The organism is Exiguobacterium sp. s133 (genome assembly GCF_018618595.1).
Classification (GTDB): Bacteria; Bacillota; Bacilli; order Exiguobacteriales; family Exiguobacteriaceae; genus Exiguobacterium_A; species Exiguobacterium_A oxidotolerans.
Genome location: NZ_JACSMK010000005.1, coordinates 181,187 through 198,183 on the forward strand (window position 1 = coordinate 181,187; position 16,997 = coordinate 198,183).

At 47.5% G+C, this 16,997-nt stretch carries 13 protein-coding genes; 3 read left to right on the top strand and 10 right to left on the bottom strand.

Annotated features, from left to right (window positions below):
• Positions 1-44: 44 nt before the first annotated feature.
• On the top strand, positions 45-779 hold the full coding sequence (phnF, locus tag KNP96_RS09280; protein ID WP_088836299.1) for a phosphonate metabolism transcriptional regulator PhnF: 735 nt from the start codon (positions 45-47) through the stop codon (positions 777-779).
• Between the two features lie 511 nt (positions 780-1,290).
• Here phnF and KNP96_RS09285 read toward each other — a convergent pair.
• The 6 genes from KNP96_RS09285 to KNP96_RS09310 form a co-directional block, all read right to left on the bottom strand.
• Complete coding sequence (locus KNP96_RS09285) at positions 1,291-2,391, bottom strand: LCP family protein (protein ID WP_088836298.1); 1,101 nt, start codon at positions 2,389-2,391, stop codon at positions 1,291-1,293.
• Positions 2,392-2,669: 278 nt separating this feature from the next.
• Positions 2,670-3,842 carry an IS200/IS605 family element RNA-guided endonuclease TnpB gene (gene tnpB / locus KNP96_RS09290; protein ID WP_214770088.1) on the bottom strand — a complete coding sequence of 391 codons (1,173 nt, stop codon included), beginning with the start codon at positions 3,840-3,842 and terminating at the stop codon, positions 2,670-2,672.
• A 113-nt stretch (positions 3,843-3,955) separates the two neighbouring features.
• Positions 3,956-4,711, bottom strand: a complete 756-nt coding sequence (nagB, locus tag KNP96_RS09295; protein WP_214770091.1) for a glucosamine-6-phosphate deaminase — start codon at positions 4,709-4,711, stop codon at positions 3,956-3,958.
• A gap of 14 nt (positions 4,712-4,725) precedes the next feature.
• A complete protein-coding gene (gene nagA, locus KNP96_RS09300) occupies positions 4,726-5,865 on the bottom strand; it encodes an N-acetylglucosamine-6-phosphate deacetylase (protein ID WP_088836295.1) in 1,140 nt (379 codons plus the stop codon).
• 165 nt (positions 5,866-6,030) lie between these two features.
• On the bottom strand, positions 6,031-8,589 hold the full coding sequence (gene mprF, locus KNP96_RS09305) for a bifunctional lysylphosphatidylglycerol flippase/synthetase MprF (protein WP_214770094.1): 2,559 nt from the start codon (positions 8,587-8,589) through the stop codon (positions 6,031-6,033).
• Positions 8,586-9,941 carry an MATE family efflux transporter gene (locus KNP96_RS09310; protein WP_088836293.1) on the bottom strand — a complete coding sequence of 452 codons (1,356 nt, stop codon included), beginning with the start codon at positions 9,939-9,941 and terminating at the stop codon, positions 8,586-8,588. Before KNP96_RS09310 ends, mprF begins: the two co-directional genes overlap by 4 nt.
• Before the next feature lie 97 nt (positions 9,942-10,038).
• Here KNP96_RS09310 and KNP96_RS09315 point away from each other — a divergent pair, with 97 nt between their 5' ends.
• The gene (locus tag KNP96_RS09315) at positions 10,039-10,821 is read left to right on the top strand and encodes a CHAD domain-containing protein (RefSeq protein WP_088836292.1); all 783 of its coding nucleotides are present in this window, start codon (positions 10,039-10,041) and stop codon (positions 10,819-10,821) included.
• On the opposite strand, the gene glsA is transcribed toward KNP96_RS09315, so the two are convergent.
• The 3 genes from glsA to KNP96_RS09330 form a co-directional block, all read right to left on the bottom strand.
• Complete coding sequence (gene glsA / locus KNP96_RS09320) at positions 10,818-11,750, bottom strand: glutaminase A (protein ID WP_088836291.1); 933 nt, start codon at positions 11,748-11,750, stop codon at positions 10,818-10,820. The genes KNP96_RS09315 and glsA overlap by 4 nt on opposite strands.
• Positions 11,751-11,944: 194 nt before the next feature.
• Positions 11,945-14,518 (bottom strand): ATP-dependent chaperone ClpB, encoded by a 2,574-nt coding sequence (gene clpB, locus KNP96_RS09325; protein WP_214766749.1) that lies wholly within the window; start codon positions 14,516-14,518, stop codon positions 11,945-11,947.
• A gap of 6 nt (positions 14,519-14,524) precedes the next feature.
• A complete protein-coding gene (locus KNP96_RS09330; protein WP_088836289.1) occupies positions 14,525-15,388 on the bottom strand; it encodes a DnaJ C-terminal domain-containing protein in 864 nt (287 codons plus the stop codon).
• Positions 15,389-15,585: 197 nt separating this feature from the next.
• Between KNP96_RS09330 and KNP96_RS09335 the strand changes: the two genes are divergently transcribed.
• Positions 15,586-15,777, top strand: a complete 192-nt coding sequence (locus tag KNP96_RS09335) for a YwbE family protein (RefSeq protein ID WP_029332605.1) — start codon at positions 15,586-15,588, stop codon at positions 15,775-15,777.
• A 41-nt stretch (positions 15,778-15,818) separates the two neighbouring features.
• Here KNP96_RS09335 and KNP96_RS09340 read toward each other — a convergent pair whose 3' ends face one another.
• Positions 15,819-16,943 carry a M20 family metallopeptidase gene (locus tag KNP96_RS09340; protein ID WP_214770139.1) on the bottom strand — a complete coding sequence of 375 codons (1,125 nt, stop codon included), beginning with the start codon at positions 16,941-16,943 and terminating at the stop codon, positions 15,819-15,821.
• Between the last annotated feature and the right edge of the window lie 54 nt (positions 16,944-16,997).

Genomic DNA, 16,997 nt, shown 5'->3' on the forward strand with positions numbered 1-16,997 from the left:
GTACACTAGATGAAAGACTATCGACCGCGAAGGGACGAAATGCCGTGATTCAGCACATCAATAAAAATTCACCACTCCCCATCTACTATCAAATTGAAGCTGCATTAAAACAACAAATCGAAGGCGGGGTGTTGCAACCCGGCGATTTAATTCCTTCTGAACGCGAATTTGCTGAAGCCCATCAAATTAGCCGGATGACCGTCCGCCAAGCCATCACGAATCTTGTCAACGCCGGCTATTTGATTCGTCAAAAAGGACGCGGCACATTCGTTGCGAATAAAAAAATCGTCATGCAATTATCTGGACTGACAAGCTTTTCGGAAGAAATGGAACATTTAGGGCTCGAACCTGCAAGCGAATTGTTGTCGTATCAGATGATTGCTGCCGAAATGACGATTGCCAATAAACTCGGAATTCGTGAAGGCGCGACCGTGTATGAATTGAAGCGACTCCGGATCGCTGATGAACAAGCGCTTGCGCTCGAGACCGTCTATATTCCGGAACAGTTGTTACCTGGATTGAATCAGGATGTTGCGACGGCGTCACTCTATGCTTTTGCTGAAGCAAGCGGACTCAACCTCGGTCGTGCAAGCCAGACGTTCGAATCACGCCTCGCGACAAAAGAAGAAGCGCAACATCTCGGACTGACGACAGCTGCGCCCGTCTTGTCGGTTGAACAATTGACTTTCCTCGCGACGGATCAACCGTTCGAGTATGTCATTTCTGCTTATCGGGGCGATCGCTATACGTTTACTGTTGAAATGGAACGCCGCCGCTAATGTTTAATATCACAAAAAGACCCTGCCGCAAAAGCCGGCAGGGTCTTTCAGCGTGTAGACAAAGTGATATCTGAAAATAAAAGTGTCTTTTTTCGTTGCTTTCCTCGGGCGAGGCGCAAGCCGTTACTCCTTGGCCCTCACGGCCAACGAGCAGGGTCTTGCCTGCCTCTGAAAGTGCGTTAAAAACGCACTTTTTCCCGTAGGAGTCAACGAAACATGACGCTTTTTAGGTAATACCGTGACGGAAGGCCGGGCATGAAGACGGTTTAGAGCGCCGCGATTCGTCTCGAATCGCTTAGAACCGCGAAAAGCAATCGGTCGCGACCCTGCAGCTTTGCTGTAGCGGCGCGGAAGATTGCCGCTTTGAAGACGAGGCGAGACAGGGAAGCGCGAACTGTTGCTTCTCGATATCACATTTTTACGTTTCATAAGAGTTTGCCTACAGTTTAAAAGACCCTGCCGCAAAAGCCGGCAGGGTCTTTTAAATCGTTATCGAGAATCAAACTTACACTTATTGAATCGTCGAATCGGTTTCTGTCGTTTGGTCCGTTTCCGCCGGTAACTCTGTTTCCTCTTTAATCGGCGCAACTTCTTGCCCCTGCATGGCTTGCGCTAAATTATTTTTGACGAGTTCTAATTGATTCGGATCCAGATGGTACTCCCATTTCCCACTGATTCCGATATAGCCTTCTCCAGCAAGCTGGTATTCCGTCGTATTTTGTAAAGCTGTCGTGTAGTCCGCGAGGCGCGTGTAGTCATTTGGACCTAAGTTTGTCTCAACATTATCTCCGACTGCGTTCAAAATATCACGGTATGCACCGAGTGAGCGGAAGCTTGCGGCTTCTTTTGCAACGGCTTGGATGACTTGCATTTGCTTTTGTCCACGACCGATGTCACCGAGTGGATCATCATGTCGGTTACGAACATAAGCGAGTGCTTGTTCTCCCGTCAGGTGCTGCATCCCTTTTTCCACGGTAATCGTATCTGCCTTACGTGCAGAATCTTGTTCTTTAAATGCATAACGGACGTCAAGATCGACACCGTTTAATGCATCGATCAATTGAACGAATCCTTGGAAATTTACTTTGACGACATGATCAATTTGAATCCCGAGAAGATTCTCCGTTGTCTCACGCGCTAACTTAATCCCGTTGTATGAGTTCGATTGATCCATCGAACCAAAATAATGCGCGTGGGTAATCTTATCTTGTTCGACCCCTGTTTTTCCATAAGGTACATCATAGTTCGAGTAGTCGATGTTGACGAGTGAATCACGCGGAATACTCGTTAAAACGAGTTGCTCCGACTCTTTATTCAAGATACCGACAATCATGACGTCAGAACGTGCCGGTTCATTCCGATCTTTACTTGCTTTTGTTTCATCGGTTCCTAAAATCAAGAAGGATTCGGACGGGACATCATCATATTTCGAACTCACTTTTGAGCCGGGGATTGTAATCTGTGTTTTTGCTAAAGTTTCTTGTGTTTTTATAAAAACCGCTCCAGCATAACCAGAACCAATCACTGTTAGAAGTAATAAAAGTGCTGCTACCACTTTTATGAACATCTTACCAGCGCTCGGTTGCCTCTTTCTTGCTGATCTCGTTTGCATGTTCAAGCCCTCATTTTCACGTAAATTTTCTGTAAAGTGCGCTAATCTCCATTATCCCTACATTTACTGAAATGTCAATTTACGATTCGATTAAACTATGACGCTTGCAACAGCATGCACTAAAGACATCGTATCTCCTAGCGAAAAAAGATGTCCAGGAAACCGCATAGCGGAATCACGTACCTCCTGTAGTCAATCATTTTTTGAACTACCTCCACCTACGCTTCGCTTAGAGGTGGAGGATTCCTGAGTGATCCGACCTAACGGTCGAAACCTGATCAGGCTAACCCCGTCGTCCCGACGGTTGAAGAAGCTAAGAGACGTTCAGCTTCTTGTTTAAGATTCAATCCTGCGTTCACATCCCGGTCGTGATGGATCCCGCAACTCGGGCATGTCCATTCACGCAAGCCAAGATGTTTCACGTCTTTGTGTTGATGCCCGCAACTGGAGCACAGTTGACTAGAGGCGAAGGTCTTGCCGACTTTCACGATGGTCTTCCCGTACCATTCCGCCTTGTATCCGAGCATGTGGAAGAACTCCGACCAACTGACCTCGGAGATGGACTTGCTCAACTTGCGATTCTTCTGCATGTTCTTCACCTGCAAGGTCTCGATGCCGATGACGTCGTGGTTTTTGACGATTTCGGTCGATACCTTGTGCAGGAAGTCGGTTCGCTTGTTGGCGATCTTCTCGTGGATGCGGGCGACCTTCCGCTTCTGCTTCTGATAGTTCTTCGCCTCGGAAAGTTTTCCGTTCTTGTCCAAGGCCAACCGTTGACGACGAGAAAGCTTGCGTTGCTCGCGCGCCAGCTTTTTCTCAAGCGAACGGAAGTAACGGTCGTTCTTGTACACCGTGCCGTCCGACAGGATGGCGAAGTGCTTCAATCCGACATCGACGCCGACGGATGAGCCCGTCTTCGGCATTTCGTTGCTCTCCTGCTCGACGAGCAGGGAGACGAAGTATTTTCCTGAAGCGTTACGCCGGATGGTCGCGTTCAAGATGCGTCCGACGACCTGCCTCGAATTAGAGAAACGGACCCATTTCAGCTTTGGAATTTTGATTTTGGCGCCGACGATCGAGACTTCTGGAAGTTGAGACTTGCCTTGAATGTTCGTCTTGTACGATTGAACGGGATTGCTCTTCGACTTGAAGCGAGGACGTTCGTTCTGTTTCTTGAAGAAGCGGTCAAAGGCATCAGCAAGATGTTTGACGCTCGTCTGCACAGACGTGCTATCGACTTCCTTCAGCCAGTCGAACGCCTGCTTCAACGACGGGAGTTCTTTCGAACAAGACCCGAAGGACAGTCCTTTACCTGTCGCTTTATACGTCTCATCCCACTTCGCTAAGAAGTGGTTGAAGACGAAGCGCGAACAACCGATCGTCTTCGCAATCAGGATTTCCTGCTCTTTTGTCGGGTGTATTCTGAATGTGTAGGCCTTGTGTGTCGGCATGATGTACACCTCCTTACAAAGGAGTATACCCGAAAGAGAAGGGGACGATTTATCTCCCACTTTCACTCGGGCTTCACCCGAATCGTTTAGAAGTGGGCGTATTCTCGCCTAATTTAGATAAAATTCGTATAGGCTGCGCGTCCAGTACGTTTCGCTTCTTCAGACAATAAGGCGGCAGCTTCCTCATCCAGGACAATCATCACGTCAGCATGACGTTGGAGAATCGTCGCCGGACAATCGGTCGTCGCCGGACCTTCCATCATATCGCGCACGGCTTCTGCTTTTCTGGCACTAGAGGCTACGAGCAAGATTTTTTTCGCTTCCATGATCGTACCGAGACCCATCGTGATTGCGTGTGACGGAACATCTTCTAACTTTTCGAAGAACCGCTGATTCGCTTCACGCGTCGATTCTGTCAACTTTGTTACGTGGGTCGTCGCGTCAAATGAGGTGCCGGGTTCGTTGAAGGCAATATGTCCGTTCGAACCGATTCCAAGCAATTGAAGATCGACACCAAGCTTACGAACCAGGTGTTCGTAACGTTCACTTTCTGCATGGGCATCTTCCGTGTCTCCGAATGGAAGATATGATGTCTTGAAGGCAACTGCATTAAACAGATGTTCCTTCATGAACGTGTGATAACTTTGCGGATGCGTCGGGCTAAGTCCGACATATTCATCAAGATTGACCGTCGTCACGTGCGAACAGTCTAATGTATCTTGACACCACTCTTCATAAACGCCGACAGGCGAACTCCCTGTCGCCAGCCCAATCGTCAACCCCTCCTCTTGCCGTTGAATTTCATTTTTGAGAAGTTGATACGTGACTTGTGCCAATTCTTCAGCCTTTTCGACAATCATCCATTTCATAAAAATAGCTCCCTTCATTTTTTAAATGTATGGACTGCTCCACGATGAATCGTCCGCTCGACAAATAATGATTCATCTAACACAACGAAATCAGCATCCTTACCAATCTCGAGCACCCCTTTTTTCGTCAGACCAAATTCTTCTGCCTGATTGATTGAAGTCATCCGTACCGCTTCTTCAAGGGAACACCCTGTAAAGGCAATAATATTCCGAAGCGCTTGATCCATCGTCAGGACACTTCCGGCTAAATTTCCGCTCGCTAGTCGCGCTGCTCCATCTTTTACGTCGACCGCTTGGCCACCGAGCTCATACTGACCTTCCGGTAAGCCTTTTGCCCGCATCGCGTCCGTGATGACGGTCAACCGGCTTGCTCCTTTCATCCGGTACGCAAAATCAACCATTTCTTTTGCACTATGAATCCCGTCCGGAATGATTTCCGCACGAACCGCTGGATTGAGTAGACAGTATCCGACTGTTCCCGGCTCGCGATGATGCAGTGCCCGCATCTGATTGTACAAGTGTGTCCCGTGGACGACGTTCCCTTGCTCATTCTGCTCGTATGTTGCGTCGGTATGGCCGGCTGACGGAACTGCCCCCGTCAGACGGACCGCTTCTTCAAATGCCCGCGCTCCCGGTCGTTCGGGTGCATAGGTGACGAGTTTAATCTGACCACCTGCTGCCTGTTGCCACTTTAAAAATTGTTCGACGTCCGGCTCAACGATATAGTCGAGTGGTTGGGCACCCGCATAATCCGGATTAATAAACGGTCCCTCAAGATGAATGCCTTCAATTGTCGTTGTCTCGGTTTCCATCACTTGCCGCGCCGCCTCGAGTGCGCGCGTAATTTGACTCCAGTCTTGTGTGATCGTCGTCGCAAAAAAGGACGTGACACCTTCCGCTAACATCGCTTGACTAAGACGCATTAAGCCTTTTTTATCGGCGTCCATCGTATCGACGTCATATCCCCCATGAATATGAACATCAATCATTCCTGGAATCAATTGCTTCCCTTCTAAATCAAGTACCCCTTCTTCCGCCACTGGTACATACTTCGTCATATCGCCTAGCTCGCTGATCGTCTCTTCAAACCGAATGAATCCCTTCTCTATCACGGTCTGACCCGTATAGATGTTCGCATTGATGATGACAGTCATATCTTCGCTTCCTTTCTTGCTTTGCCTCAAGAGTCGTTTCTCTCTGTTTAGTATAACGCCTCTATTTCTAGTTGTATAGACCTTTATACATTTGTTTAATAAAAAAAGAAGATTCCACACATTCACTGGAATCTTCCCTGATTGATAAACGCGTAATCCTCACCGTCATGGCAGTAACACACGGTCTTTCTTTTTAGAAATGAGACGTGTCACTTTTAAAATCGCAATCGTCAACGATTGACGTTTGCGATACGCCAAGTAACGTCCTTCCCACTTTGGATCATATTTTTCTTTGTAGCGTCTTAGGCCTGTAAAGCTATACATGTAACGAATGTTATTGAAGACGTCAGCCGCGACACGTTCTTGCCAAAATGACGTTTCGTCTTCTCCAACAGCAGATAGTGGTGCCATTCCCATATTGAACGTATGATAGCCTGCTTCTTTTGCATACTCAAACAAACGGATGAACATCGCATCCATAATCCCATTCGGTCCATCAGGACGGAAGCGCATCAAATCGATTGATAAGACACCGTCTTGATAAGCAGGCATGAACGTCATGAAGCCAAGCAAGTCGCCTGCCGCGTCACGCATGATTCCAACGGGTGCTTGATTCAAATAGTCTGACTGAAAGTATCCGAGTGAAAACCCTTTTTCTACTTTGTTCCCTAACCAGTCATCTGATACGTCACGTAACGATGTAAGTAAGGCATTTGAAAATGGCGGTTTTACAACTTCAAACGTCATGCCTTCTCGTTCAAAACGATTTTTAATGGAACGTAGTCCAGCTCGCTTCTTACCAGAAACCGTAAACGTCGTAATATCAACAATTGCTTCTTCACCTAACTTAAAAAAGTTAAAACCAAAATCATGATACAGGGACATGTTTTGCGCCTGAATCTGATAGATGTTCGGAATGTAGCCCAAATCCTCGACGCGGCGTAGAAACGTACCAATCAATTGCGAATGTTCATCCGGGTTCCCACTCGGGTCACCCAACACAATAATCCGATTTCCCGTCTGACTGAATTGAAGAAATGCCCGACCCGATTCTGAGAAGAAAAATCGTTTATCTCCTAAAAAAGCCAAATGACTCAAGTAGTTTCCGCCTTCTTCCGTCAACGTCTGACGGACTTTCGTTTCATCAAAAGCCTCTCCGAGGACCGGATGGTTAAACGTGTTGAACAGGCGAATGAACACTAACAAGTAAACAAGTGCAAAAATCGTTGCACTTGCTGCAAACATCGAAATTTCATGAGACGGATACACTTCCGTTCCGTCTGCAGACCCTAACGTATAAAACGTATACCCGAAGAAAACAAATCCACCGAGGTAAAGTATCCCGGCCAACGATGCACGCATTAACCGCATCGTCGTAATCAGCGTCCGCTCGCGGTGGAAAGATTTTGCCGAAACCGTCAGCAAAATGAGCACAACGAGAACCGCAGAAAGCGAGATTAAGTTGAATCCTCGTAAGGCCATCCCAATCAGTGCGAAGAATGATGCCCCGTATACCATATAGAGCGAACGTTTCGTCCGTCGATATAACGAGGGTGCCAGTAAGACGAATAATAACCCGCCCATCAAGAAGAAACTGTTCCCAAGTAGTAATAATTCATGCGGTAAACGGGCTTCTAGAAAATCGTATTGTGACGAGACCGGCGGTAAAATCGCAAGTCCCCAAATCGCAATACCTGCGAGCAACGTGATCAAGGCTAACGCAAAATGACGGACCTTACTTAAAAAGCGCAGTTGCAAGCGCCAAATGACTCCACCGACTTCGACGGATGGTCCGACGATCGGCTTATCTTCAATCATTTTGACAACAGGTCCACTAAATTCGCGTGCTGAGAACACCAGCCCAATCACAAAGGGCACTATGTAATAGACCAGACGGTAAATCAACAGTCCCGTCAAGACGCTTCCTTCCGCTACACCAGCGCGTTGCATACCAATCAAAAAAACCAAGTCAAACGAACCAAAACCCCCGGGAACCATCGAAATCAATCCGGCCGTCGCCGCGATGATGAATACACCGATGACTTTCGCAAAACTGACGTCCGTTCCGAGTGCCTGTAAAATTAAATAGACGACGACACCGGCACTGAACCATTCTACGAGCGAGACGAGTGAATACAGTACGATCGACGATGGTCGAATGCTACTCGCCCCGCGTCTGAACGTAAACAGGAGATATAAAGGGAAGAAAAGTGCGACACCAATGATAACGGGCCAAAGCCATTTTTTAAAATCGAGCACTTCGAACGCCGGGAAAATATTTAATAAAGACAATGCAGATAAAATCGATAGTCCACTAATCAACGTCGGCGCCATCCAGCCGATTGCCTTCAGGAGACGACTTCCTTCAACGAAAGGCCGATAAAGCGCCGTCCGAACCCCCATACCGGCAAGACCACCAAATCCGATGATTCCGTTAAACGAATTCGCAATCCACGAAGCCCGGAAGACGAGTCCGAGCGGCGCTTTGACCTCCAAAGAACGTAACAGGATGACGTCATAAAAGAACATCGTCGCGACGGCAAGGAGACCGGCACCGACTAAAAGAATGAACTTCCATGATGGGATTTGCTGAATGGCTTGAATCGATTCATTTAAAGATAAATTTTTCAATTCACTTTGTCCTTGATACAAGATAAAGAGAATTAAAGCAATCGGTAAAATAATTTTCGCGATCGTAACGATTCGTTGTTTATTGAGCTTCATCCAACAACCTCCTTTGACTTCTTGACGAGATAGACCAATCGTAAGAGCAATAACGTTGCTCCGACCGCAAGACCAATAATGAGTCCCCACCAGTAACCGTCCGGTCCAAGTGTCGTAAACCGTTCGAAATAAAAACCGAGCGGTAAGCCAATCACCCAGTACGCCGAAATCGTCAAAATGAATGTGGCATTGACATCTTTAAAACCACGTAACGCGCCTTGAGTCGGTGCTGCGACCGCATCGGATAACTGAAAGAAAATCGCGAGAATCATGAAATGTGCGGCTAGATTGATTACTTCCGGATCATTGCTATAGAGTGCCGCGACCCGTTCATTTTGTAAGTACAAGAGTCCGCCGGAGAAGAGCGAGACAGCAATACATAATAACAGCCCAATCCAAATGTACTGGACGGCATCCTTGACGCGTTTCGCCCCAACTTCGTACCCAACAGTGATCGTCAAAGCTGACGCAGCTGACAGGGGGAGCATGTAGACGAAGGATGCAAAGTTGATTGCAGCTTGATACGCACCGATTACGACATCCCCATACGCACCGAGTAACAACGTCACGGCTGAGAAAATACTGACCTCGGAAAAAATTGCTAGTCCAATCGGCGCCCCTAAAAAGACCAGTTCCTTAATCCGAGTAAAATCCGGTTTGTAGAATCGCCGTAAAATACCGAGGCGCTGGAACAGTTCCCCTTTTAGAACAATCCCGGTAATGGCGATACACAATAACCAATATGTGATTGCCGTCGCGACCCCTGCCCCGACACCCCCCAACTCCGGAAAACCAAACTTTCCGAAGATAAAGAGATAATTGAAAGCAACATTAATGGGTAAAGAGAATAATAATAATACCATCGTGATGTTTGACTTCCCGAGAGAATCGACTAATGTGCGAAGGACAAAAAAGATAAACATCGGAATGATACCAAATCCGAGCATGATGAGATAGACACGTGCGACACGTCTTGCTTCACCCGATAATTCCATCTGATTCAAAATCGGATTGACGAACAGTAAACCGAGTACTAATGTGACAACGATGATGAGTACTGAAACGTAAAGTGCCTGAACGACGATTCGTTTGACTTCACGCTCCTTCCTTGCACCCATTGCTTGCGAGACGAGCGGCGCGACGGCTAATAAAATACCCGTCAGACCTGTGTAGACAGGCGCCCAAAGACTTGCTCCGACACCGACACCAGCTAAATCAGCTGAGCCGTATCGTCCAGCCATGACCGTGTCAAAAAAGCTAATCAAATAAAAAGCGACTTGCGTCACTAAGATTGGAAAGAAAATTTTCATGAATTGTTGAATCTTTCCAGACAACGTAAACGTTTCTAACATGACTTCACCACATTCCAGAGCTAAGAAACGGCTCTATTTTAATCATTATTTCTGTCTATTAGCTTGTTCTACGTAAAAATTGTGAGGAGGGATTCATATGAATCATCGCGATACTGAAAACTTAACGTTCGAACTACTTGAAACGTGGGCGACATTCAACCACTATGCAAAAGAAGCCCAACAATTTAAAAATCCGGAAGATGTCCACCAAGCAAGAATCCGTCTTCGGAAGTTGATTACGTTCGCTACACTTGTCGGTGAGACGGATGAACCTGTTTATCTGATTTGGAGACGACTGATGCGCGCATTTGGCGAGGTCCGTGATTTAGACGTCCAACTCGAACAACAATCTGTCACGTCACCCGTCGAGCAACTATTCGCCGAACACCTCGCGCTCCAACTCCAAGGAAAACGAGCAACGCTACTTGAAACGATGCATCTGCTCATCTCAAGTGAACTCGATAAATCCGTCCGTCGTTTCTTAGCAGGACCGCTGACAAAACGATTAAAACGGATGGATGAAAACGATTTGATTCACGCGGCAAAAAAACAATTTGATAAAAAAGCACAAAAATACGAAAAAGTGCACCATACAGAAGGACAAAAAAGAATCCAAAAGATGCACGAATTACGTCTTGCGACAAAGTACTACCGCTATACATTAGAATACTTGCGTCCTTATACCACTCTTCCGAAGTCGACCGTCGATCGTCTAAAACGCGTTCAGACCCAGCTTGGCCAAATCAATGATACCTACAACCGGCTCGAACGGTGGCGCGCGTTTACACCACCGGATGAATACCAATTGAAACGCGCAAAAGAAGTTGCACGACTCGAACAAGCCTTAGTGACGGCACTGGACGACTTTTCACTCGCTTAAGGGTGACGCTGGACGAGCAGCTCGAGCATTTTTGTGCCCGCAATTGAGTTTCCTTTTAAATCGAGGGCTGGTCCAAAAATACCGATTCCGAGATCTGCCATATCGAAATCACTACGTCCACAGGCCACGATGGCACCCGAGACACCACTTTTCCCGGGAAGTCCGACTTGAACAGAAAACTCACCAGAAGCATCATACATGCCGCACGTCGTCATGATCGCACGAATGATTCGCGCATTACGACGAGAGATGACTTGATGGCCGGATGGTGTTTTTCCTGACTGGCTTAAGATTTTACCCATCATCGCGAGTCCTTTACAGTTCGTCAAGATTGCGCATTGTTTTGTGTAAACATCGATGATTTCTTCGACGTTTCCTTCAATGACTCCGTGATAGCGCATGAAGTACAGCAATGCCCGGTTCAAATCCGTCGTTTCGAATTCGGATTTTGCGACTTCCGCGTCGTACTTGACCATCTCGACTTCGATGTCGAGCAGACTCGCGATGAACTCGCGCAGTTTGAGCAGTTTATCTGCCGCATCTTCCCCAGGTAACATACTCGTCACAGCAAGCGCTCCTGCATTGATCATCGGGTTGAGCGGTTTTGTTGGAATCGTCTCCTCAAGCTTCGCGATCGAGTTGAAGGCATCCCCCGTCGGCTCCATTCCAACTTTTGAAAAGACATAATCCTCACCAAATGTTTCGAGAACAAAAGCAAGTGTGATAATTTTAGAGACACTTTGTAACGTAAATAAAGTGTCCGCCTCACCAGCAGACACAAATGTCCCGTCGGCATTGCAAACTGCGATTCCAAGTTGCGTCGGTTCTGACTTCGCAAGCTCCGGAATATAACTCGCAACTTGTCCGAGTACTGCATAAGGACGGCATTCATCAATTAATTCTTCTAGTTGTTGTTGTGTAACGTTCATGTACTTCCCTCTTCCTGTTTTTTTATAGCTTATCATGCTTTGTCAGAACGAGATATGGCAAGACGTAGTTTTGTCTGTGAAAGCAAAAAGCTCGGGAAAAGTTACTGTAAAAACAACAAAAAAATCTGAACATCATCGAGATTCATACTTTGAATGTCGACGACGTTCAGATTTTTTAACAAGCAGACGTTCCATCAACGAATGACGAGTTCTGAACCGTCTGCGTCGATCGCGACGTGCGACCCATCCTGGATTTCCCCGCTGATCAGTGCACGGGCCAGTTTTGTCTCGATCGTCCGCTGGATATAACGATTGATTGGACGGGCACCGTACTGAGGTTCGAAGGCTTCATCGAAGATTAACGTTTTGGCGGCTTCTGTCACATCAATCGTAATTTCCCGACCTGATAAACGATCTGCCATCTTCGCGACCGCTTTATCGATGATCCGCTCGATTTCTGCGCGGTGCAATGGATGGAATAAAATCGTGTCATCAATCCGGTTCAAGAATTCGGGCCGGAAATGATTTTTCAGTTCTTGACGGACAGCTTCTTCTTCGGCTGGATCAATGTAACCATCTTTGGCTGCTTCTAACAAAATGTTCGCTCCAATATTCGAGGTCATGATGACAATCGTGTTTTTAAAGTCAACGACACGTCCTTGTGCGTCCGTCAAGCGGCCATCATCAAGCAGTTGAAGCAGGATATTGAACACATCGCCATGTGCTTTCTCGATTTCATCAAATAAGAGAACCGAGTACGGACTGCGACGGACCGCTTCTGTCAGTTGTCCGCCTTCTTCGTATCCGACATAACCCGGAGGCGCACCGACGAGACGGGACACATTGTGTTTTTCCATATATTCCGACATGTCAATCCGAATGATGTGATCTTCACTGTCGAACATCGCTGCCGCAAGTGCTTTCGCAAGCTCGGTTTTCCCGACACCGGTCGGACCGAGGAAGAGGAACGAACCGATCGGCCGGTTCGGGTCCTTGATTCCGGCCCGAGCCCGGATGACGGCGTCTGATACAAGGCGGACGGCTTCGTCCTGACCGAAGACCCGTGTATGCAGCGTATCTTCGAGATGGAGCAACTTCTCCCGTTCACCTTGCGCAAGACGTGTAACCGGAATCCCCGTCCATTTCGAAACGATATCTGAAATTTCTTCGTCTGTTACGGCTTCGCGGACTAACTCATGAGAGACGTGTTCTGCTGATTCTTCTGCTACATATAACCGATTTTCGAGTTCCGGAATCTGTCCGTATTTGATTTCAGAAGCCGTATTTAAATCATACCGGCCTTCTGCTTCTTGTAAGGCAAGTTTTGCTTTTTCGAGATCTGCCCGCAGCTGCTGGACACCTTGCGAACTTTCTTTTTCATGTTCCCACCGTGTCCGAAGCGCACTCTCATCTTCACGCGCTGAACTTAATTCTTGTTGAAGCGTCTCAAGGCGTTTACGCGAGGCCTCGTCCGTTTCTTTTTTAAGAGCTGCCTCTTCGATTTCAAGTTGCATGACCCGGCGAACGAGTGAATCAAGTTCTGCTGGCATCGATTCCATATCCGTCCGAATCATCGCGCACGCTTCATCGACTAAGTCGATTGCTTTGTCCGGCATGAACCGATCCGTAATATAGCGATCGGAGAGAATGGCCGCTGCGACTAGGGCATTATCATGGATTCTGACACCATGGTGAATTTCGAACCGTTCTTTTAATCCGCGCAAAATCGAAATCGTATCTTCGACGTCCGGTTCTGCGACGAGGACTTGTTGGAACCGGCGCTCGAGTGCCGGATCTTTTTCAATATATTTCCGATATTCATCGAGTGTCGTCGCCCCGATACAGTGCAACTCACCACGGGCAAGCATCGGCTTGAGCATGTTACCGGCGTCCATCGCCCCTTCTGTTTTTCCGGCTCCGACAATCGTATGCAGCTCATCGATGAAGAGAAGGATTTGCCCTTCTGCTTCCTTGACCTCATTTAAGACGGCTTGCAAACGTTCCTCAAATTCACCCCTGTATTTTGCACCGGCAACGAGCGTACTCATATCTAAGCTAAACAACTGTTTATTTTTCAAGCTCTCCGGTACATCACCACGCACGATACGTTGGGCGAGTCCTTCAACGATTGCTGTCTTCCCGACACCGGGTTCCCCGATCAGAACGGGATTGTTTTTTGTTTTTCGGCTGAGTATCCGGATGACGCGACGGATTTCATCGTCCCGACCGATGACGGGGTCTGTTTTCCCTGAACGAAAATCAGCGACAAGATCCCGTCCATATTTTTTTAAGACATCAAATGTCGCTTCAGGATTTTTAGTCGTCACTTTCCGATTACCACGCATCGCTATGATGGCTTCGCGTAATGTTTCTTCCGTCACACCTTGCCCCCGTAAATATTGTGTTGCAGGACTCGTTTGTTTCGAGAGTGCGAGTAAGAGGTGTTCGACCGAAACATACTCATCTTGCATCAAACGGGCTTCTGTTTCCGCTTCCGTCAACACGTTCAATAAAGAACTACTGATCCGTGGTGTCGAGACTTGCGCGAGCGCCGGTAATTTTTCAATCGCTTGATTGATGGCTTGTTCCATCTGATCCATCCGCTGATCGAGTTTTTCAAAGACGATCCGAGCGATTCCTTCTTCCTGTGCGATTAAAGCGAGTAATAAATGCCACTCTGTGATTTCACTATGCCGACGTTGTTTCGCAATCGCTTGCGCTGATACGATTGCCTCATGAGCACGATCCGTTAATTTCTCAAAGTCCATGTCGCATTACTCCTTTACTGATAATTGATTTTCCCATTCTTCATAAAACGTTGCATCCATCTCAGGCAACTTCACTTCTAATTGAACAAGTAAAGCACCCCGATGCCCGTCTTGATTACTTAAGCCACGATTTGGAATGCGTAGTCTTGCACCTGGTTTCGTCCCCGGCTTGACCTTTAACTTGACACGTTTTCCTTCAAGCGTATCGGCAATCACTTCGCCACCCAAGACAAACGTCGTCGGATACACACGCACCGTTGAAATGACATCCTGTTCGTGTCGACGGAACCGGTCGTCATCTTTGAGATGAATCGTCACGTAGACGTCACCCGCCACTCCACTTCGGTTACGCAATGAACTTTTTCCGCGCAAACGAACTTTCTTCCCTTCGTAGACGTCTTTCGGAAGACTCATCTGAATCGTCCCTGAAGCTAGACGAATCGTTACTTTTTCATTTGTACTGAGGTGACTGAGTGGTACCGTCAGTTCAAGTTCTTCATCCGTCGATTCTTCTTCTTGGTTAAAAAACGAACCGAACATGTCTTCAAAACCAAAGGATTGACCGCCACCGGTCGGTCGAGACTGTCGTCCATTGTATTGACGGAAGATGTCTTCGTAGTCTGCTGATTGCCCCGGACCCGCGCCAGCCATGCGTTCAAAATCACTTCCATAACGATCATACTGCGTCCGTTTTTCTTCATCCCCGAGGACATCAAAAGCCTCCTGAATATCTTTAAAACGGCGATCTGCACTCGCCTCTTTATTGACGTCCGGGTGAAACTGTTTCGCAAGTTTCCGATACGCTCGTTTGATGTCTTGATTCGTTGCCGACTTTTCGACACCAAGCGTCCGGTAATAATCTTTTGCCATCTCACTTCACTCCTTCACTTATTAACTCTGTATCTTAATTATAAAATCGAATCGTCAATTGGTCAAATATAGTCAAACTTTTTTGTCACGGCTTCTCTTCATCTTTTCACTTTACGGTTTTTCTTCAAACAAGTTTCATGAACCGACTCATGCTATACTGATACCCATAGTTATTCACAAGAAGGAGCGATAAACAAATGGATGGAAAAAAACGTGCAGACGTCAAGCCTGGACTACGTGTCAGCATCGTCTTAAAACAGGATCAGCGTACGGGGAAACGGACGGAAGGAATCGTCAAAGACTTATTGACGAAATCACCGAACCACCCGCACGGCATTAAAGTACGCCTTGAAGATGGTCAAGTCGGTCGTGTTCAGGAAATTCTTTAAGTAGATAAAAAGGCGTTCCCGTCGTGGAACGCCTTTTTCGATTACCGTGTCGCTAAATAACGTAATGTCGCTTCGACTAATATCTTCGCTGCGTCGACCATCGCCGGCTCTTCAAAGTCAAAGCGTGGATGATGGTGTGGATAATGTGATGCATCACCTGCACCGGTAAAGAAGAACGTCCCTGGGACTTCCTTCAGGTAATAGGCAAAGTCTTCACCGCCCATTGTCGGATCAATTTCAAATACACTTGTATCCCCGATCACGTCGCGGGCGACAGCTTCTAAAAAACGTGTCTCAACCAAGTCATTGATGACAGCCGGATACCCTGTTTCATAGTGGAACGTATACGTCGCACCCGCTGCATCACAAATCCCTTTAATCGTCCGCTCCATCTCCGAGACGATTTTTTGAGCCACCGCCTCATCAAACGTCCGGACGGTCCCCGTCAATTGTGCCCGGTCAGCAATGACATTGAACGTATTCCCGGCATGAAGCGTCCCGATCGTCAAGACGGCTTGCTGCAATGGATCGAGACGACGGCTGACGATACTTTGAAGTTCTTTGACAATCGTTGCCCCGAGTAGTACCGCATCAATCGTTTCGTGCGGTTTTGCCCCGTGTCCGCCTCGGCCGAACAAAGTTAACTCGAATTTATCCGCCGCTGCCATAACGGGACCAACCCGTGTTCCGATCGTCCCCAGCTGGGTCGTCGACCAAAGGTGCGTTCCGAAGATGACATCGACTCCGTCAAGACAGCCGTCAGCAATCATCTCACGCGCTCCCCCCGGTACCACTTCTTCCGCATGCTGGTGAATCAAGACGACATTTCCCGTCAGCTGTTCTTTTTGACTGGCGAGAACTTCCGCGACGGCGAGTAATGTCGCGGTATGACCATCATGACCACACGCGTGCATGACGCCTGGAACAGTCGAACGATAATCAACCGTTTTTTCATCTTGAATCGGTAACGCATCAAAATCTGCCCGTAATGCGACCGTTTTCCCCGGTTTTCCTCCTCGAATCGTTCCGACGACACCACGTCCTCCGACATTTCGTCGGACTTCGATTCCAAGTTCTTCGAGACGACTTGCGATATAATTCGGTGTCTCAACCTCATGAAAAGAAAGTTCAGGATGTTGATGTAAATATCGTCGGCGTTCAACCATTTCCGGAAATAGCTGTTCGATCCGGCTCGCTATCGACTGATCCACTAAGTAGCC